Below are 19,096 nucleotides of genomic sequence, written 5' to 3'. Positions count from 1 at the left end.
AGCGCATCGTGACCACAGAGGACCGTCCCCTGGAGCCTTCATCCCGGCGTGAGCAGGCTGAAGCGACGTATGCCCGGCTATTCGGACCGCGGGACCAGGGTGCCCACGAGGATGATCCCGAGCTGATGGAAATCCTGCGCCGCTTCATCTTTGGCGACGTTTTCGGTACCGGGGTGCTGGATGACCAGACCCGTGAGCTGATTACTGTCACAGTGCTGACCTGCCTGCAGACCCTGCCGCAGCTCCGCGCCCATGCCGCCGGCGCGCTTGCCACGGGTGTCACGCCGGTGCAGCTTCGGGAAGCGGTGTACCAGCTGGCGCCTTTTATCGGCTTTCCGCGGACCCTCAACGCTGTTTCCACCATCAATGTGGTGTTCACGGAGCACGGCATCGCGCTGCCGTTGCCGGAGCAGGGAACGGTCGACGACGCCGCCAGGTACCAGCGCGGCCTGGCCCTGCAGACTCCGCTGTACGGAACGGAAATCAAGGACGACCTCTCGGATCTGCCGGAGCCGTTCAACGAAGCGATCCCCCGGTTCCTGACCGAGTTCTGTTTCGGCGATTTCTACACCCGCGGCGGGCTCACCCTGGCGCAGCGGGAACTGCTGGTGCTGTGCGCGCTGGCAGCAATCGGAGATACCGCGGCCCAGCTTGGCCCGCACGGCAGGGCCTGCCTGCAGACGGGCAGCTCCAAAACGGTGGTCATCGCGGCCCTGGTCCAGTGCTTTCCGTACGTCGGTTTTCCCCGAGCCGCGGCTGCGATCCGCGCGGTGCGGGATCTGTAGGGGTTTGCCGCAGCTGCCGGCGGTGCCTTTACAGCTGCTTTCGCCGGGGCGATCATGAGCGCAGGGACTCCGCTGCCGTGAACCCTGACGTAATCAACGGACCTCGCCCGAGTCAGGATCAAAAGCGTCGTAGATGCGTTCAATGCAGATAGCTGAAAGGCAACGCAATGAGACTTCCCCCAGCTCCGCGGCGGGCGTTCTCCATAGTCCTGGCCGCCGTCATTCTGGTGCTTGGCGCGGGAACCGGCGCCTTCGCCTCCACCCCGCAGTCGGTGCCTGCTGCACCCTACGGGGACAACGACGGCTCGGGCCCGCAGTTCTACAGCGGGCTGAACGTCGATGTCCGGGATGACGTGTCCGGCGACATCTACGTGTCCGGACAGAGCATCACCATCTCCGGCAACGTGACGGGCGACGTCATTGCGGCCGGCCAGACAATCAACATCACCGGAGACGTTGACGGCAACCTGCGTCTCGCCGGGCAGGATGTGACCATCAGCGGGGAAGTCTCCCGCAGCGGCACCATCTTCGCTTCGACCATAGACCTCACGGACACCGGCTCGTTTGGTGATGACCTGGTGGGTGCCGCGGGCGACATCGACATTGCCGGTGCGATTGGCCGGGACGTAGAGGTTGGTGTCGGGGACCTCACCATTGACGGAACAGTGGGCGGCAACGTTACCTACAACTCCGCGAACGAAGCAGACATCTCCGACGGCGCGGTCACCGGCACCATTGAGCAGATCGTTCCGGAGCCCAACGAGGAACCAACCGCCGGGGAAAAGTTCGTCGGCTGGCTGCTCGGCCTGCTTTACGCACTGGTTGCCCTCAGCCTCATCACGCTGGCGGCCGGGTGGCTCCTTCCCCGCCTGCTGCACCGGGTGACCAACCAGCTCATCCCCCGGCCCTGGAAGGCCCTGCTCGTGGGGTTCGTGGCATTCATCGCCGTTCCTCTGGTGCTGCTCCTGCTGCTGGCCACGGTCATTGGAGCTCCCCTGGCGCTGACTGCCCTGCTGGTGTGGCTCACGCTGATGCTGGCTACGTTCGTATTCAGCGCGTACTACCTCGGCCGGCTCATCTTCCGCGACCGCCGGCATCCCGTGGTCATGGCCCTTGTGGGCGGGCTTATCCTCATCGTGGCGCTGCAGATCCCGTGGCTGAACGTCCTGGTCTGGTTCGCCATGGTGTTCTTCGGCCTCGGCGCGCAGCTGCTGGCCATCTACGAGAAGCGGCCGTGGCGCCGCGAGCTGCCGGCTGGCGCTGGCTTGGATCCGGGCGCGGGCCCGGCCGGCGGTGCCCCGGGCACGGGTCCGGCGGGCGGTCCCCGGTACGACGGCGGACAGCCTCCGCCGCCCCCGGCGCAGACCCCTCCCCCGGTCCAGCCTCCTCCGGTGCAGCCGCCGCCCCCGGCGCAGTAATTCCCGGCCGGAGCTGTCGCGTCAACGCGGCTGCTCGGGCGCGGGTTCCTGCCAGCCTCCGCGGCGGGTCATGGACGGCGGGGCCGGCTCCGGTGCCCGCCAGACCACTATCAGCAGGGTCGCGATTGGACCCAGCAGGATGGAAACAAGGAACCAGACCCAGCGTGAGCGGTTCTTCTGTTCGGCCAGGCCCGCGTTGATCACGGCCAGGGTGAACCAAAAGGTGCTGGAGCTTACGTAGTTGTCCATCGGGCTACCCAATCACACCCCGGTTCTTTTCCCCCTTCAACCAGATCGGTGCGTCATGGACGGCGGCACCGGTGCCGCTGCCCGCGCGCCCACGCCCCGTTTGATCCGGAAGCCGATGGCCGTCAGGTAGACCCCCAGGAAGACTTCCCAGATGATCTCCGGCATCGTCGCGAGCGCGGAGGGAACCGACATCTGCCCGTAGGCACCGAGGAGAACGGCAATGCCGGAGAGGGACATCAACGGACCGCCCACCAGCCCGAACAGTGCCATGGGCCGAGGCACCAGCCGGGATCGGTACATCAGAAACCCGAGCAGCAACCCGTTCCCAATACCGACGACGAACCCCGGCCCGAGCAGGAAAGTCCAGCCGTGCAGGGCGACGATAGCCTGCGCAACGGGAAGGTAAGTGGCGGCGTCGCCTGTTTGGCGCAGGCTCACCACCGTAAGGACACACAGAATGCCCACTGCAATCAGTGCGCACTCCATGATCCGGGCGGCAATATAGCCCACGGCCGCTGCCGGGCTGTAGCGGCGCAGGACGGGATAAAGCACGACGGCGGTGCCAATGTTCGCGATGATCAGCACCAGTTCACAGACGGCGCCGAAGAGGATCCGCGTGTCAGCGCCCGGGCCGGTGACGTAGCCGGGGTCGGAGAGCAGCGGCGCATACAGGGCAGCGCCTGTAATGGCCGAGACAAAGGTGAGAAGGAACAGGATCCCGGCGGTCCGGGCGGTTCTATCCAGCGGGTTCATGAAGCTCCTGTCGGCGAAAGGTGTACCACGTACACCAAGTGGTACCGACCGTAGGTGTATGGCGTACACTCCGTCAAGAGGCAATTTCCAGGAAAGGCTGATGAACATCGACGCAAAGAAGCAGGGCGAGGTTGTACCCGGCGCGCGCCGGCCGCGCCTGAACCGCGAAACGGTGCTCCGCACCGGCGTCGTACTGGCTGACCAGGTGGGCATTGACGGATTCACCATGCGGACGCTGGCGCAGGAACTCGGCGTGGTGCCCATGGCGCTGTACAAGCACGTGGCCAACAAGCAGGAGCTGCTGGAGGGGATGGTGGACCTCGTCTGGTCTGAGGTTGCGGAGCCGCGCGCCCGCGATGGCTGGAAGCCGGCGATGCGCGAGCGCGCGGCCTCGCTGCGGAACGCCATGCTCCGGCACCGCTGGGCGGTGGGCCTGATGGAGGCTGCCGGCAAGCCCGGGCCGGAGAACCTGAAGCAGCACAACGCGATGCTGGGCTGTCTGCGGGAAAGCGGCTTCAGCTTCCGCAGCACCGTTCACGTGATGTCCCTGCTGGACGCGTACGTCTACGGCTTTGCACTGCAGCAGAAGACGCTGTCCTTCGAGACGCCGGAGGAGTCCGCCAAGGCCGCGGCCGACACCCACGCAGGCGAAACCGCTGAGGCGGCCGAGCGGTATCCCTATCTGATTGAAGTCGTGTCCGAACTGGCCCGGAGCGGGTACGACTACGATGCCGAGTTCATCGTGGGGCTCGATGTGCTGCTCGACGGAGTGGAAAAGCTGCGGGGTTCCTGGCGCGTGGTGGAGTCCTAACCGCGCCTGGCGCCCGGCTGAGTCGGGGCCTAGGCAGATTGCGGCCGCCAGCACCTATCCCGAAGAGAGTCCGCGGCAAGGTGGGCAGCAGCTTCGCTGCACCTGTAAATGCTGCCGACGCCGGTGCTAGCGTGGGGCACGGATTGATTCGCTGTGGGGCCGCAGGCCTTGCGGAAGGAGATCGTCATGACCCGGAAACTCCACGAATTTGCTGACCTTTACCGGCGCAGGGGCCCCTGGTGCGTCGCCTACATAGACGCTTCCGCAGGGAACGTGGACAGCCTGGAGGCCGCCGAGGTCCGCCCGGTCGACGTCAGGAGGGCGCTGGCTAAACAGGGTGCACCACCGGAGGACCAGGAAGCCGCGGAGACCGCGGTACTTCCCGCCGAAGGAGTTCCGTCCCCGGCGTCCCGCTACCTCCTCGTCCAGCAGGGCACGGTGGCGTTGAACGAACTCCTGCCCGGAGAGCTGGTACTGCCGGAGCGGGTCTCGGTGGATCCGATTCCCGATCTGCTGCCGCTGCTCAAACACCGCCCCGAGGAACTGCCCTACATTGTTGCGGAAGTCTCGCGGGAGGACGCGGAGATCCGCCTGCTTTTCGTCGGCCGTGAAGAGTCCTCCGTCGAGGATGTGAAGGGCGAGAAGGAAGACATCACCAAGCTCCCCGCCGGCGGCTGGTCACAGGACAAGTTCCAGCGGCAGACCGAGCAGGTCTGGCGGCGCAACGCGGACCAGGTCGCGGAGCAGATCGACCGGGTCGTGGACAGCAGCGGAGCCAGGCTGATCGTGCTTGCCGGTGACGTCCGGGCGCGGGGACTGGTGCGGGACCAGCTAGCCGAAGCCCACAAGCCGCTGGTCAGCATGATCGATTCCCACATGCCGGAGTCCAGGACTGGCCGCAGGGCCTTCGAGGACAAAGTCCAGGAACGCATTGCCCTGCTGTGGGCTGCAGAGCAGGAACAGATCATGGATCGGCTGGCTCAGCAGCAGGGGCAGGCCAACCCGGAGTCCGTCACCGGTTTCGGCGGGGTGCTGACTGCCCTGCAGCAGGCGCAGGTGGAGCTCATGATCCTGAACGACACCGCGCTGGCAGGCCACCACCTGCTGGCACTCGGAGCCGAACCCTGGGTGGCCAGTGCCCCGGAGCATTCCCTCGGCGCTGAGGTCCTGGGTCAGGTCCCTGCCCCGGCGGCCTTGGTCCGTGCGGCTTCCCTGACCGATGCCAGTCTTCTGCTGGTGCCCGACGGCGTCCTCCCGCGCGGCGTCGATGCGGCTGCACTGCTGCGCTGGCCCACCGGCCCTGAGGCGCCGGGGAGCTGAAACGGCCGCCCGGAATGGCCGGCGGCTCCTTACCGTCACCTTCAGGATCAGCCTGGTCCTCAAAGGGGTGGACGCTGTTGGAGATGGTCGGCGGCGTGCTTTTTGAAGGCTCGGCACGTCCTTTAAACAGGCATGGGGACGCCCTCTGGAAGTACCTCCTTATGGCTCTGACATGGGCGTCCGGCATTTGCAACCACTGCGGAGCTGCGGTTGTATGGTCGGAACGCCCGCCCGCCTGACCGGAGGACAGCACCCGTGACACAGCCCAGCACTGCATCAAGTACTGAGACTGAGGAAGATACCGCCCCGGGGCTGCTCGCTCCGGCCGAAGACCGGCGGGTGCTGCTGCGAAAACGCACAGGGCTGGCGCTCGGCGTGGTGCTGGCAGCGCTGGTCTACCTGATCATGCCGCAGGATGTCGCCCAGCCTGCCCGCGCAACAGCTGCCATTGCCGTGCTGATGGCGGTCTGGTGGATGACCGAGGCAATTCCGCTGGCCGCGACGGCGCTTCTTCCGCTGCTGCTTTTTCCGGCCCTGGGCGTGTCCACCATCAAGGAGACAGCTCCGCCGTATGCCGATCCGATCATTTTCCTGTTCATGGGCGGCTTCTTCCTGGCCCTGGCACTGCAGCGCTGGAACCTTCACCGCCGGATAGCGCTGGCCACGGTGCTCCTGGTGGGAACCAAACCCAAACAGCTGATTGCCGGCTTTATGATCGCCACCGGCTTCCTCAGCATGTGGGTCTCCAACACAGCAACGGCAGTCATGATGCTGCCCATCGGAATTTCCGTGCTCACCCTGGTAGCCAATCTCAACGAAGAGAAGAAAGCTCCGCGGAATTTCAGCATTGCGCTGATGCTCGGCATTGCATACTCGGCGTCGATCGGCTCCCTGGGCACCATCATTGGAACCCCGCCAAATGCCCTGATGGTCGGGTACATGGCGGACGCCCATGACGTGAACATCGGCTTTGCCCAGTGGATGCTGGTGGGCGTGCCGCTGGCCGTCATCTTTATGGCTCTCGCCTGGTATCTCCTGACCTTTGTCATCTTCAAGCCGGAGATCACGGAGATACCCGGCGGCAAGGAAATGATCCGCGGCGAATACAAGCGCCTGGGCCGGATGTCAGGCGGCGAAAAGCAGGTGCTTGCCATCTTCGTCCTCGCCGCCGCGTCCTGGATAACCGTTCCGCTGCTTTGGCCGGATTCCAACTTCGCCGACGCCGTGATCGCCATGGGCGTGGCCATTCTGCTCTTTGTCATCCCCGCAAACGTGAAAAAGGGTGTGCCCCTGCTGGACTGGTCCAGCGCCAAGGATCTGCCGTGGGACATCCTGATCCTCTTCGGCGGCGGCCTCGCCCTGTCTTCGCGCTTCACCGCCAGCGGGCTCAGCGAATGGATCGGCACCAAGGTGTCCGGGCTGGAGGCCCTCCCGCTGATCTTGATCGTGCTGCTGATCGCTGCCCTGGTGCTGGGGCTGACTGAACTGACCAGCAACACCGCGACGGCGGCAACCTTCCTTCCGTTGATCGGCGGCGTGGCGCTTGGCCTGGGTGTTGATCCGCTGCTGCTCGTCATTCCTGTGGCCATTGTCGCCACCTGCGCGTTTATGCTGCCGGTGGCGACTCCGCCCAACGCCATCGCCTTCTCCTCCGGCCACGTCCAAATAGCTGACATGGTCAAGGCAGGCGTCTGGCTGAACCTCATCGCCCTGGTGCTGACCACCCTGGTTACGTTCACGCTGGCCGTCTGGGTCTTTGGAATCGTGTACTAGGAGAACGAGGGCTTTTCTGGCACGTCGGTCAGGCCTGTTCCCCTAGCCCCGTCCCTCGGCATCGGCGAGTTGCTCTTCCAGCTTGATGCGACGCCGGTTCAACCGCGCCAGCGAGGTCAGCCCGAACAGCATCATCCTCATTTGTGTGGGAACGCTGGGCAGGTCCTGCTCTCGGAGGGCAGCGCTGACCGTCCCGCGCTCCTCGGCGGGCGCCTCCCGCATGAGGGCCCGAGCCCGGGTGAACTTCTCCGAGTTCAGCGGGTGCTTCGCGATCCGGCGGTTTATCTGGTCCAGCTGGCGGCAGACGGCGACGGGATCTGCGGTGTCTTTGGGCATCGGCCCAGAGTAGCAACCGGCAGATAGTGGAAGCCCGAGGACGGATGGGTCGGGTATATTCCCCCGGGCGCTGGCCTGTCCTGTAGACTCCCCATCCAACAGTCCCAACGCTAGAATAAAACGTAGGAAATGTCGGAACCTGCCGCGAGAGGGCCCCATGACACTCCATCCCCCGCACGCTCGGAACCAATCCCACAACCACCCGGATGACCGTCAGGACGCACTGGATAAGGCCCTCCAGCTGATCGACGCGCAGGACGACGGCGTCGAGCTGCTGGTCGAAGCGCTCGCGCGCCGGTCACAGACCCTGGCGCCTGCACTGGACGCCGTCGTGAACGCGCAGCGCAGCCTCGATGCCCTCCGTCCCGCATTGGCGTCCCTCCCTCCCGCGGTCACGCCTGAACTGGCCCAGGGCGCCATGGCCACGGAGAACGCGTGGCGCTCCATGGAGCGGGAGTTCGGGATGCTCAGTGCCCAAGAGGCGTCCAAGACCCTGGGGTCCCGCGCCAAGGGCCGCAGCACGCTGGCCCACGACCGTCGTGAGAGCGGGCAGCTGCTCGGCGTCCGACGCGGCAATGCCGTCCTCTACCCCGGATTCCAGTTCGACCGGAACGGGAACGTCCATCAGGTCATCCCCGCATTGATTCAGCTGGGCCGCCAGGCCCGCCGCAGCGAGGAGGATCTTGCCCAGTGGATTTGCCTGCCGTCCGGCTACCTCGATGATGACCGGCCCGTGGACCGGCTGGAGGATGCTGACGCAGTATTGGCGGCTGCGCAGGGGCACTTCGGGGTCGAGTGGTGACCCCTGGCCCGCCCGGACCGCTCACCGCCGATACACACGTACTGGATGAAGGAACGCACCTGTACCGGCTGTTCACCAATAGCCCGGACAGGCATGCGGACACCTTCAATCCCGGCCTCGGCACCCGGACCCGCTTTGCGTTTTTCGGGGACCCGCCCATGCCGGTCCTCTATGCGGGCGAGTCGGAGATCGCAGCGATCTCCGAGACCCTGCTGCATGACATTCCGGCCAGTGGCGGGGCACTGCTGCCGGGCGACTATCAAAACAAAGTGATGGGCCGGCTGACAGCCCTGCGCCCGCTGCGCCTGGCATCATTCATGGGGACAGGATTCAGGACCATGGGTGCCGCCGCTGAGGACGTCACCCGGACGCCGGCCAGCCGATATGGCGAGACTGTCCTGTGGGCGGAAGCTGCTCACGCAGCGGGCTTTGAGGGCATTGCCTGGATGAGCCGCCAGTGCGACACGGAGAAGGCTTACGTGTTCTTCGGTGACCGCGTGCGTGAGGATGATTTCGAAGTGGACCCGGCCTACGGGCGGGCGTTCGCGCTGCCGAGTGACGCTGACTGGCTGACGCAGCTCTGCGCGCCGCTGAGGATTGAGGTGCGCAGGTAGATACTGCAGACAAACGTAATTGGGGGAAGCATGTCAACAGGGACGATCCTGGAGATCGCGATCACGACCGGCATAACTCTGTCCATCGCCCTTATTTCCTGGTGGGCACGAAAACACCCCAACCGCTCCAAGGACCATCCGGAACGAATCCGCCCGCCCAAGGTGGTGCCGGGAGTCGGGTGGCTCTTCATCGCCGTCGGGCTCCTGATGGGTCTGGCCGCCCTGTCCATTGAAAACCCGGAGATTGGGATGGTCATCAGTTCCGTGGCCATCTTTGCTGGCGGGTTGATGTTCCTCTGGATCTACCGGAAGGTCTATGTGGCACCGCGCCAGTATGAGCTGGCCTTCCGCAAGATCTTTGGACCGGAACATGTCCTCCCCTACAGCGACATTGTCGACTACCGGATGCAGCGAATGCGAGGACAGCCGTTTCTGTGGGTCAGATTCGCCAATGGCGTCAAATACAGTCTGAACGTCGGTGCTTTTAATGTGGCGCCGATGATGCAGGCCATCGATTTCCACCGGGCTACGGGTCGCTGGCCCATGCCGGTTGATTCCGCCCATCTGCCGCCCGCGGATGCGGCGGCTCGTAGTAATTCGCCGCGCACGAAATGACGCCTGCCCAGCCCGGTTAGATTAACCCCATGACTTTCCCGGGGGCCGTGCTCGATATTTCCAACCTGTCCGTAGGCTACGGCGGCATGCCTGTGTGCGGGTCAATCACGGCACGCGCCGACGCAGGCGAGATCCTCGGCGTCGTCGGCTTCAACGGTGCCGGCAAGTCCACGGCCGCCCGCACCATTGCCGGGAAGCAGCAGATGCTCGACGGCGAGGTCCGGGTCTACGGGCTGCCGGTCAACGAGGACGCGATCCCGTTCCGCCGCTCGGTCGCGGCCCTGTTCGACGAGGACGCGTTCTTCCCGTCCCTCTCGCTGCGCGAGCACCTGCAGCTGGTCGCCCGCGGCCACTCGGTGCCGGATCCGGATGCCGCCGTCGACGCCGAACTGGAGTTCTTCGCCCTGCAGGAGAGGGCCGACGCCGTTCCCGCCTCCGTCTCCTCCGGCCAGCGCCGCCGGCTGCTGCTGGCGTCGGCCCTGATCCGCCCGTCGTCGCTGCTGATCCTCGATGAACCGGAGCAGCGCCTGGACCCCGCCATGCGCGAACGGGTGGGAGAACGCATCCAGGCCTATGCCGACGGCGGCGGCACGGTCCTGCTGGTGACCCACGATCCGGCGCTGCTGCTGGCCACCGCGCAGCGGTGCCTGCTGATTGACGACGACGTCCGGGAGATCGCGCCCGAGCGCGCCGCCGCGGAAATCGCCGGACGCTGACTTATGACCGCCGACACCGTCCAGGCACCTCCCCCGTTCGACCCGGTCCGTTACACCCGGCAGGCCTCGCGGGCGTTTTCCCGCGGCCGGACCCGGTTCCGGGATGTCTTCGTCGACGTCTACACCGCTGTGCTGGCGCTCGGAACCATTGCAGCCCTGGCTGTGGGACTCGTCCTGGCCCTGCGCGAGCAGGTCGCCCAGGCCTGGAACGTCGGTTCCGGGCGCACCCTGGTGGCGCCGCCGTCGTTCGCCCTGCCCGACGGCGCGGCAGCGGCTGTGCTGGTGTTCGCGGCGCTGGCTGCGGTGATGGTGATCGCCCGGAAACTGGGTCCCGCGGCGGTCAGCGGTCCCGAAGGGTACTGGTGGCTGAGCCTGCCGCTGGAGCGGCGGCCGATGCTGGCCGGCCGGCTGGTCCGGCGCCTGCTGCTCGTGTGGGCGGGCACCGCCGTGCTGTATCTGCCGTTCGGGTTTGTGATGGACCTGGAGACCAGTGTTCGGGGACAGGTCCTGGCGGCTGCAACGTTTGGGGTGGCTGCGGTCTCTGCCGTGCTGCTCGCGGGTTTGCAGCAGGCCCGGCGGGATCCGCCGTCGGCGGCTGAGCGGCGCCGCGGCATGCTTCCCGGCCTGCTGGTGCTGGCGCTTCTGAGCCTGTTCACGGTGCGGGTTGCTGCGGGGGCCTCGGTGCTCGCGGTCGGCGGCCTAGCTGTCACCGTTGCCCTCGGACTGCTCGTGTTCGCCCGGCTGGATCGGGTTCCGGGCCGGGAGCTGATCCGCGGCGGCGCGGTGTCCGGCCACACGGGTGCCGCAGTGTTCCTGATGGATCTCAATGAGGTGGGCCGTGCGCTGTCGGCAGTGCCCGACGGCGTTGCCTCCGGCCGTGCGGCGCGCTGGTATGCGCGGGGCGGGCGGACGCCGTTTGGTGCTCTGCTGCGTGCGGATACCGCGGCGTTCCTGCGGACCCGCGGCCTGTGGATTCGTCCGGTGCTGGTGCTGGCGGTGTTCGCGGTCGTGTTGCTGGCCGGCGGCGCGCAGCCTCCGCTGGTGCAGCTGGGGATAATTGCGGTTGCCGTGTTTGCGGCGGCCCCGGGGCTGGGCGCGGTGGCACGTCGGACGGCGATCATGCCGGGTCTGGACATGCTGCTGCCGTTGTCGGTGTCCGTCGTGCGGTTGAGCCGGATGGCTCTGCCTGCCGCCGCTCTGGCGCTGTGGACGGCAATGTTGTGTGCGGTGCTGGTGCTGCTCGGCGCAGGCGATCCTTCGCTGATCGCCCTCGGCGCGCTGGCTGGTGTCGGTTTTGGTGCGTCGGTGGTGCGGGGGGCCTACCGTGTCCAGCCTGACTGGAGCCTTCCGCCCAAGGACACGCCGTTCGGTCCGATGCCCAGCGCGCAGGCCGGGTCGATGATCCGCGGTTTCGACACGACGCTGCTGGCGCTGGTTCCGCTGCTGCTCGGGCTGTTCCTGGGTTATGTGCCCGGGGTGCTGCTGCTGGCGCAGGCTGGTTTTTCGGCGGTGTGCGTTCTTGTGGTGATGTACTCGGATCAGAAATAGGGCAATTCGTGCGCAGCATGACGACCGGTCAACGTCATTCCCGTATTCCATACTCGCTCCGGCCATGTGGCCTTTAGTGATCGCAAGCTCTCAAGCGACAGCGCGCAGCAAGAATAATTGTCACGCCGGAGTAAGTGACCGGGTAAAAAGACTTAGCATAGACTGCAGCTGCAGCGGGCACCCCATTCTCCTGTTCCATCTCATCTAACCAAACTAACAACAGGAAAACGGTGTGGGCGTCAGCGGCTTCCGAATATTGACTCGCGCGGGGAGAGGCAAGCACAGATGGAGCTGCTCTATGTAGTGGAACTCGAGGTCCAAGGGGATGACAACTATAACCGGGTACTTCGTCACTTGGCAGGATGGCTTTCTAACTCATCGAAAACGCTACTCGCCGAGGCGCTAGACGAATCAGGTCAGCAGGAGCTGGCACCGGCACACATAAACGGGCGCACCGTGTCGCGGCGCGGAGAATGGCAAGTTGTTTCGAACGACCAAACACGCGCGCTCAAGCTGGTGGTCCAACAGACCGCGGAAACTGGCCTAAATCTCACAACCAGGGTGACCGTCGGAACGGCTGGAGAAAGGACACGGTTCCGGATCGGAATCGGGCGTGCGGCCACCCACACCAGCTTGATGCCCGTATCGTCTACAGATGTCTACCAGCCAGATATCCTGCGACGGTTGGACCAGGATCCAGCTTTGGCCCTCTACTCCGCGGGGCAGCGTGTCGAGGGTCGATATCTGCAGATAAAAACCCTCGCTGAAGCGCAGGCGGTGTCCGAGGTTCTTCCACTCCCCAATCGGCTCCCGACTGTGCTGGTTCATGTCCGGTCGCCCGAGTCCTGGGATGTGGCACGAACCCTGTCCAAGAAGTTGCTCGGCCTTGCCCGCACGCTAACCCTCAATTTCGCCACATCGCAAGCCATCGCAGCGGCTCATTCCGGAGCGGCCGTGCCCTTCGGAGGACTCACCCTCGTTTGGCCAGCCTTAGCAGCGAATCCCATGGTTATCGGCGCCGCCGAGATTCGCGACCTAGGAAGGGATGAGATTCTGCGTTCCCTCACGCGAAGGCTGGGTTCGATTGCTGCCCTGTCCCATGGCAGGGACAAAATCTGGGCCACCGTAAAACAGGCCGATTCAGAAGCTCACATGCGTGAACTTCTCCTGCAGGCCGAGACTGCTCGGGATCGGAGCGATCACAGGGGTGAAATCGATGCGTTGAAACGTCAAGTTGCCGTTCTCCAAGCATCCAATGCCGAACTTGTGGAAATAGGCGAGGACGCCATGCAAAGTCTCGACTCCATAAGTGCCCAGTTAACGGCGCGTGATGCCGACCTAGAGAAAGCCCTCCTCGAAGCTAAGACATGGCGCGAGTCATATGAGGGGGTCGTCACAAATAATACCGGCACGATCCTAGTCGATCCATGGACCCAAATCCCCACCCTCACACCCCGCCATAACCCGGAAGAGACCTTTACTGCCATTACCGATGCAGCGATGGACCACATTGTTTTCACTGACCGCGCGCACAAATCTTGGCAAGATATCGATTATCCGGAACCTGACGACATGACTGTAAAACTCGTGCGCCTTGCCCAGGCGGCAGTCGCGCTCTACAGTGGCACCGAGCAAAATATGCCAAAACTTGACGCATGGTTCAAGAATGAACACAACCTTACAGTCGCCTTGACAGACCAGACCATTAGTAAATGGAACGGAAAACAAATGCGCTGGCTAAACTCATTTGAGTTTGATGGACGCACGGGATTAGATGCGACACCTCACGTCAAGGTCAAAGACGCGGTAAAACTTAATGAATGTGGTCGTATTCATTTCGCTCTCGAGCAGGAAAAATACCGGCTTGTGGTCCAGCACGTTGGCATCAAAACGTACAAGTAAAGTCCTGGGCGGGCATCCTGATTAGCATTATCCCCCTACTTACACTATCGATTGCTCCCCTTGGGATCTATCTCCTGTTGCACTGATAGTCCCAAGTCGCGCTCAAACTCGTATCTCAGAGACTGAAGCCGCCCCAGTTTGTCCTTGACAGAAACAGTCCGAACCTCCCAATGAACACTCTGGCCAAGAACCAGGCGCATTCCCGTCAATTGACTGGTGTCGAATTGCACATCGTAAGCAGTTGCGTTTCTGTTCGGACCAGCTTTCACCTTAGCGTGCCCTGATTGGCGCAGTTCCGTCACTCTTCCGCTTATTGATACAGTGTCGTGGCTTTCCTCGGGCTGGGAAAGCGCGTCTATGTATCCCATTCCCCGTTCAGACAATCGTGCAGCCCTTACGTCGCCGCTACGTGCGTAGTAACGGAACTCTGCCTCCAATTCCAAGCGCCGCAGTTGCTCCACTAACCTCTCAAGCCCTTCGAACTGGGTAGAAGCAGACCATTTCCGTATGTCTCGTTCGTCCTCAACAGCCGAGACGATCTCTATTAATTTACGAGCGGGTGCAGCCAGCGGTGTTTCATGGAGGACAGCGCCAGAATCCCCTCCTAGGCGTTCAACTGGCGCCTTACGGACTGCACGGAAATGGAGGACGCTACTACCTCGGGAAAAACCCGCAAGTTCCATGGCGGTCTCATCCGTACCGGCCGCTATAGCTTCCTGCAGAGGCTTCAACAATCCTTCCCACTCCAAACGCAAACCTGAACTTGTCGCGGTACTACCAACCAACCGGAGTAAAAGTTCCTCGCGCAAGCTCGCCGTCGGATCGAACGATTGCGCAGCCTCTAACCATTGTGATCGTTCCAGGCGATCCCACCCGACAGAATCCAGCTCTTCAGACGGCTCGATCTCAGAATCGAGCTTTTTCCGGTTACGCGTAAGAACGCGCTCACGCCATGCTGAAAGCTCAGTCACTTAGGACCACCTCCAAGTAGCCTCGACGAGGGACACAGCTTTCGAGAGTAGGCTCCTGCTGCAGTCCGCTTTGACGCCGACGCTGCCACCAATCATCCCATGCTCCACGGGCTGCCAGGTAGGTCCTTTCATCATCCTCAAGCTCATCGAGTTTGAAGACGCTGACGACTGGCTTGTAATTGAGATACAGAGGCGACACACCATACTTCGAGAGAACGGAAGCGCGGCTGCGCGTGAAGAGTCCTGCGCCTTGGCGACCTTTCAGCACGTCCTTCGCCTCCTTGTTGATGATGAGTGTCACATCTACGTTGCGTGGGTCCAACTTTGTGCTGACGAAGCTACCACCAAGCCAGATACGGTCAAGCAAAGGACCGGGGAGAAGATGGGCGTACTTCTCCTCGAGGTACAAGAATTCCGCCAAGTAAGTTTCCAAGTTTTCCCACAGGCCCGGACGTGTTGCTGAAGAGGCAAATTGCGGATCATCGACTAGAACAGCTCTCGCCTGGTCGGGGCTCGTGCTGTAGCGCCCCAAAGGTAGATGCCCGTCCTGATTAAAGACCGGGATCATCCCAGCTCCCCCAACTTCACCACATGCTCCTTCTCACAAATTCACGTTTGTGCAGGGTAACCCATGTGGGTGACAAGTTGACACCTCACAGTTTGGTGTCGGCTTGTCTTGACAGCGCCAACAGCCCCTTGACGTGACCCACCGCACAAGGCACTATGGATCATATACGATTTCGTACTTGATCCAGGAGTGAGATGTCCACGAGCAGCACCGCCACACCGGAGACACTGGCACGGGCCGGCAAGGTCATCGCCGTCCACATCAACTACCCCAGCCGGGCAGCCGAACGCGGACGCACCCCGGAGATGCCCTCCTACTTCCTGAAGCCCAGCTCCTCCCTCGCCCTCACCGGCGGCACCGTCGAGCGCCCGGCCGGCTGCGAACTGCTCGGCTTCGAAGGCGAAATCGCCCTGATCATCGGCAAAACCGCCCGCCGCGTGAGCATCGAAGACGCCTGGAGCTACGTCGGCGGCGTCACCGCCAGCAACGACCTCGGCGTGTACGACCTCCGCTGGGCAGACAAAGGCTCCAACCTCCGCTCCAAGGGCGGCGACGGCTTCACCCCCGTGGGCCCGGCCATCCTCGACGCCGCCTCCGTGGACCCTGCAGCCCTGCGCGTGCGCACCTGGGTCAACGGCGAGCTCGCCCAGGATGACACCACCGAAGACCTGCTCTTCCCCTTCGCCCAGCTGGTCGCCGACCTATCCCAGCTCCTGACCCTCGAACCCGGGGACATGATCCTCACCGGCACCCCCGCCGGCGCCTCCGTGGCAGTCCCGGGCGACGTCGTCGAAATTGAAGTTGACTCCCCCTCCACAGGCCAGACCACCGGACGCCTGAGCACCACCGTCACCGAAGGCACGACGCCGCTGGCCCCTTTCGGCGCGCAGCCCAAGATCGACGACAAGCAGCGCGAAGAAGCCTGGGGCTCCGCCGAGAAGGCGGGCCTCGCACCCTCGGAGGAACCGACGTCGGCCCTCACCCCGGAGCTGAAGGCCAAGCTTGAATCCGTCGCCACCGCCACGCTCAGCTCGCAGATGCGCGCCCGCGGCCTGAACAACGTCTCCATCGACGGCCTCACCGGCACCAAGACCGGCCGCAAGGTAGTCGGCACCGCCCGCACCCTGCGCTACGTCCCCAACCGCGAGGACCTCTTCAAGACCCACGGCGGCGGCTACAACGCGCAGAAGCGCGCCATCGACTCCGTCCGCGAAGGCGAAGTCCTGGTCATGGAAGCCCGCGGCGAAAAGGGCACCGGCACCCTGGGCGACATCCTCGCCCTGCGCGCCATGCACAACGGCGCCGCAGCCATCATTACCGACGGTGGCGTCCGCGACTACTCCACCGTTGCCAGCTTCGACCTGCCCGTCTACTGCGCGAACCCGCACCCCGCGGTGCTTGGCCGCCGGCACATCCCCTGGGACACGGACATCACCATCGCCTGCGGCGGCTCCACCGTCCAGCCCGGTGACATCATCGTGGCCGACGACGACGGCATCCTGGTCATCCCGCCGGCCATCGCCGAGGAACTGGTGGACGCCTGCATCAAGCAGGAACACCAGGAAGAGTTCATCGCCGAAATGGTCAAGGCCGGCCACGGCGTCGACGGCCTCTACCCGATGAACGCGGCGTGGAAGGAAAAGTACGAGGCCTGGGCGGCGGAACAGGCGTGAGCACCTCGTCCAACGCTGGCACGGTGAGCAAGGCCGAACAGGCCTACCAGACCGTCCAGTCGAAGATCTCCTCCGGTGAATACGGTCCCGGGTACCGCCTGGTGCTCGGCCGGATCGCCGCGGAGCTGGGCTGCTCGGCGGTCCCGGTCCGTGAGGCGATCCGCCGGCTGGAGGCCGAAGGGCTGGTCCGGTTCGAGCGGAACGTCGGCGCCACCGTCACCGGCATCGACCCCACCGAATACCTCTACACCATGCAGACCCTGAGCCTGGTGGAAGGGTACGCGACGGCGCTCTCCGCACCGCTCGTCACGGCAGAGGACCTGGCTCAGGCCAAGGAAATCAACGCAGAAATGCGCGACTGCCTGGAGCACTTCGATCCGGTCCGCTTCACCGCCCTGAACCGGGACTTCCACTCCGCCCTGTTCACCAACTGCCCCAACCCGCACCTCCTGGACCTGGTCCACCGCGGCTGGAACCGGCTGGGCGCGCTGCGCTCCTCCACCTTCAGCTACGTTCCCGGCCGGGCCCAGGACTCCGTTGCCGAGCACGAGCGACTGCTCGAACTGATCGAGGCAAAGGCCGACGCCGGCACCATCGAGGCCGCTGCCCGCGCCCACCGGGTCGCCACGCTCGAGGCCTACCTGAAGCACACCCCCAGCACCACCAGCTAAACCCAAACCCCCTCAATGTCCGCAGCATCAAAGGAGAAGCAAATGGCTGAGCACAACATTCCGGAAAACCTGCCCACGCACCTCCAGCACTTCATCAACGGTGAGTTCGTGGATTCTCTCAACGGCGCCACGTTCGACGTGCAGGAACCGGTATCGAACGAAAACTACGCCACGGTTGCTTCAGCGCAGCCGGAAGACGTCGACCGCGCGGTGGCCTCCGCCAAGGACGCCTTCAAGAACGGCCCGTGGTCCACCATGCTGCCGCGGGAGCGGTCCCGGGTGCTGCACAAGATCGCCGACATCGTCGAATCACGAGATGAAGAACTCGCCCTCCTCGAGAGCTACGACTCCGGCCTGCCCATCACCCAGGCCAAGGGCCAGGCCCGCCGTGCAGCCGAGAACTTCCGCTTCTTCGCAGACCTCATCGTTTCGCAGGAAGACAACGCGTTCAAGGTGCCGGGACGCCAGATCAACTACGTGAACCGCAAGCCGATCGGCGTCGCCGGCCTGATCACCCCCTGGAACGTTCCGTTTATGCAGGAATCCTGGAAGCTTGCCCCGGCAATCGCCACCGGCAACACCGTAGTCATGAAGCCGGCCAGCTACACCCCGCTCTCCGCTGTGCTGTGGCCCGAGATCTTCCGTGAAGCAGGCCTGCCGGACGGCGTCTTCAACCTGATCTTCGGGTCCGGCAGCGTCGCCGGCGACTACCTCGTGAAGCACCCCGATGTGCCGATCATTTCCTTCACCGGCGACAGCTCCACCGGCGCCACCATCTCCACCGCAGCCGCGCCGCAGTTCAAGAGCCTCTCGCTCGAGCTCGGCGGCAAGAGCCCGGCCGTCGTCTTCGCCGACGCGGACCTCGAGGCTGCCCTTGATGCCACCGTCTTCGGGGTGTTCAGCCTCAACGGCGAGCGCTGCACCGCCGGCAGCCGCGTGCTCGTACAGCGTGAGATCTACGACGACTTCGTGGCCGCCTTCGCCGAGCGCGCGAAGAACATCCGGGTGGGGCTTCCGAGCGACCCCGCCACCGAGGTTGGCTCACTCGTGCACCCGAACCACTTTGACAAGGTCATGAGCTACATCGAGATCGGCAAGACCGAAGGCCGTCTCCTGGCCGGCGGCGGCCGGGCCGAGGGCTTCCCCACCGGCAACTACGTGGCACCGACCGTCTTCGCCGATGTGAAGCCGGACGCGCGGATCTTCCAGGAGGAAATCTTCGGCCCCGTCGTGGCGATCACCCCCTTCGACACCGACGAAGAGGCGCTTCAGCTCGCGAACGACACCAAGTACGGGCTCGCCGCCTACGTCTGGACCTCGAACCTGAAGCGCGCACACAACTTCGCACACGCGATCGACTCCGGCATGGTGTGGCTGAACTCCAACAACGTGCGCGACCTCCGCACCCCGTTCGGCGGCGTCAAAGCCTCCGGCCTCGGACGCGAGGGCGGCTACCGCTCTGTTGACTTCTACACCACGCAGCAGTCGATCCAGATCACCCTCAACGAGGCCCACTCGCCGCGCTTCGGCGCAGACGACGCCGCCAAGATCGACGCCTAGATCCCCCCCGC

At 64.2% G+C, this 19,096-nt stretch carries 19 protein-coding genes; 14 read left to right on the top strand and 5 right to left on the bottom strand.

Features of this window, described 5'->3' with window-relative positions:
• Positions 1–8 precede the first annotated feature (8 nt).
• On the top strand, positions 9–785 hold the full coding sequence (locus tag AO716_RS15405; protein WP_235472131.1) for a carboxymuconolactone decarboxylase family protein: 777 nt from the start codon (positions 9–11) through the stop codon (positions 783–785).
• 167 nt (positions 786–952) lie between these two features.
• Complete coding sequence (locus tag AO716_RS15400) at positions 953–2,203, top strand: polymer-forming cytoskeletal protein (RefSeq protein ID WP_055242594.1); 1,251 nt, start codon at positions 953–955, stop codon at positions 2,201–2,203.
• A 21-nt stretch (positions 2,204–2,224) separates the two neighbouring features.
• Here the strand turns inward: AO716_RS15400 and AO716_RS15395 are convergent, their stop codons facing one another.
• Together AO716_RS15395 and AO716_RS15390 are read right to left on the bottom strand one after the other, a co-directional pair.
• Entirely contained in the window at positions 2,225–2,452 is a 228-nt protein-coding gene (locus tag AO716_RS15395; protein WP_055242592.1) for a hypothetical protein, read from the bottom strand.
• A 36-nt stretch (positions 2,453–2,488) separates the two neighbouring features.
• Positions 2,489–3,205, bottom strand: coding sequence for a DUF4386 domain-containing protein (locus AO716_RS15390; RefSeq protein WP_082413644.1), 717 nt, complete (start codon positions 3,203–3,205; stop codon positions 2,489–2,491).
• A 100-nt stretch (positions 3,206–3,305) separates the two neighbouring features.
• On the opposite strand from AO716_RS15390, the gene AO716_RS15385 reads away from it, so the two are divergent.
• From AO716_RS15385 to AO716_RS15375, 3 genes are all read left to right on the top strand, one after another.
• Positions 3,306–4,016 (top strand): TetR/AcrR family transcriptional regulator C-terminal domain-containing protein, encoded by a 711-nt coding sequence (locus AO716_RS15385; protein ID WP_235472130.1) that lies wholly within the window; start codon positions 3,306–3,308, stop codon positions 4,014–4,016.
• 186 nt (positions 4,017–4,202) lie between these two features.
• Positions 4,203–5,336: a Vms1/Ankzf1 family peptidyl-tRNA hydrolase gene (locus tag AO716_RS15380; protein WP_055242590.1), complete on the top strand. Its 1,134-nt coding sequence runs from the start codon at positions 4,203–4,205 to the stop codon at positions 5,334–5,336.
• A 255-nt stretch (positions 5,337–5,591) separates the two neighbouring features.
• Complete coding sequence (locus AO716_RS15375) at positions 5,592–7,109, top strand: SLC13 family permease (protein ID WP_055242588.1); 1,518 nt, start codon at positions 5,592–5,594, stop codon at positions 7,107–7,109.
• A 42-nt stretch (positions 7,110–7,151) separates the two neighbouring features.
• Here the strand turns inward: AO716_RS15375 and AO716_RS17360 are convergent, their stop codons facing one another.
• Positions 7,152–7,445 (bottom strand): hypothetical protein, encoded by a 294-nt coding sequence (locus AO716_RS17360; RefSeq protein ID WP_152970010.1) that lies wholly within the window; start codon positions 7,443–7,445, stop codon positions 7,152–7,154.
• Positions 7,446–7,602: 157 nt separating this feature from the next.
• On the opposite strand from AO716_RS17360, the gene AO716_RS15365 reads away from it, so the two are divergent.
• The 6 genes from AO716_RS15365 (at position 7,603) to AO716_RS15340 (ending at position 13,642) form a co-directional block, all read left to right on the top strand.
• Complete coding sequence (locus tag AO716_RS15365; protein WP_055242584.1) at positions 7,603–8,247, top strand: hypothetical protein; 645 nt, start codon at positions 7,603–7,605, stop codon at positions 8,245–8,247.
• On the top strand, positions 8,244–8,861 hold the full coding sequence (locus AO716_RS15360) for an RES family NAD+ phosphorylase (protein WP_160317936.1): 618 nt from the start codon (positions 8,244–8,246) through the stop codon (positions 8,859–8,861). Before AO716_RS15365 ends, AO716_RS15360 begins: the two co-directional genes overlap by 4 nt.
• Before the next feature lie 30 nt (positions 8,862–8,891).
• Complete coding sequence (locus AO716_RS17620; RefSeq protein ID WP_055242580.1) at positions 8,892–9,476, top strand: hypothetical protein; 585 nt, start codon at positions 8,892–8,894, stop codon at positions 9,474–9,476.
• A 29-nt stretch (positions 9,477–9,505) separates the two neighbouring features.
• Positions 9,506–10,192: an ABC transporter ATP-binding protein gene (locus tag AO716_RS15350; protein WP_055242578.1), complete on the top strand. Its 687-nt coding sequence runs from the start codon at positions 9,506–9,508 to the stop codon at positions 10,190–10,192.
• Positions 10,193–10,195: 3 nt separating this feature from the next.
• Positions 10,196–11,740 (top strand): DUF6297 family protein, encoded by a 1,545-nt coding sequence (locus AO716_RS15345; protein WP_055242576.1) that lies wholly within the window; start codon positions 10,196–10,198, stop codon positions 11,738–11,740.
• Positions 11,741–12,025: 285 nt separating this feature from the next.
• Entirely contained in the window at positions 12,026–13,642 is a 1,617-nt protein-coding gene (locus tag AO716_RS15340; RefSeq protein WP_055242574.1) for a hypothetical protein, read from the top strand.
• Positions 13,643–13,686: 44 nt separating this feature from the next.
• Here AO716_RS15340 and AO716_RS17350 read toward each other — a convergent pair whose 3' ends face one another.
• A complete protein-coding gene (locus AO716_RS17350; RefSeq protein ID WP_152970009.1) occupies positions 13,687–14,613 on the bottom strand; it encodes a hypothetical protein in 927 nt (308 codons plus the stop codon).
• Positions 14,606–15,181 (bottom strand): DUF6932 family protein, encoded by a 576-nt coding sequence (locus AO716_RS15335; protein ID WP_055242572.1) that lies wholly within the window; start codon positions 15,179–15,181, stop codon positions 14,606–14,608. The genes AO716_RS17350 and AO716_RS15335 overlap by 8 nt, the downstream gene beginning before the upstream one ends.
• A gap of 194 nt (positions 15,182–15,375) precedes the next feature.
• Between AO716_RS15335 and AO716_RS15330 the strand changes: the two genes are divergently transcribed.
• From AO716_RS15330 to hpaE, 3 genes are read left to right on the top strand one after another with little or no spacing between them, the layout of a single operon-like run.
• Positions 15,376–16,854: a fumarylacetoacetate hydrolase family protein gene (locus AO716_RS15330; RefSeq protein WP_055242571.1), complete on the top strand. Its 1,479-nt coding sequence runs from the start codon at positions 15,376–15,378 to the stop codon at positions 16,852–16,854.
• Entirely contained in the window at positions 16,851–17,525 is a 675-nt protein-coding gene (locus tag AO716_RS15325; RefSeq protein WP_055242569.1) for a GntR family transcriptional regulator, read from the top strand. The genes AO716_RS15330 and AO716_RS15325 overlap by 4 nt, the downstream gene beginning before the upstream one ends.
• 42 nt (positions 17,526–17,567) lie before the next feature.
• On the top strand, positions 17,568–19,085 hold the full coding sequence (gene hpaE / locus AO716_RS15320) for a 5-carboxymethyl-2-hydroxymuconate semialdehyde dehydrogenase (protein WP_055242567.1): 1,518 nt from the start codon (positions 17,568–17,570) through the stop codon (positions 19,083–19,085).
• Positions 19,086–19,096 lie beyond the last annotated feature (11 nt).

The sequence above is a fragment of the Arthrobacter sp. Edens01 genome, assembly GCF_001307035.1.
In the GTDB taxonomy this organism is placed as follows: domain Bacteria; phylum Actinomycetota; class Actinomycetes; order Actinomycetales; family Micrococcaceae; genus Arthrobacter_B.
The sequence above is the reverse complement of the archived record's forward strand: the minus strand, read 5'-3'. Positions and strand labels throughout refer to the sequence as shown.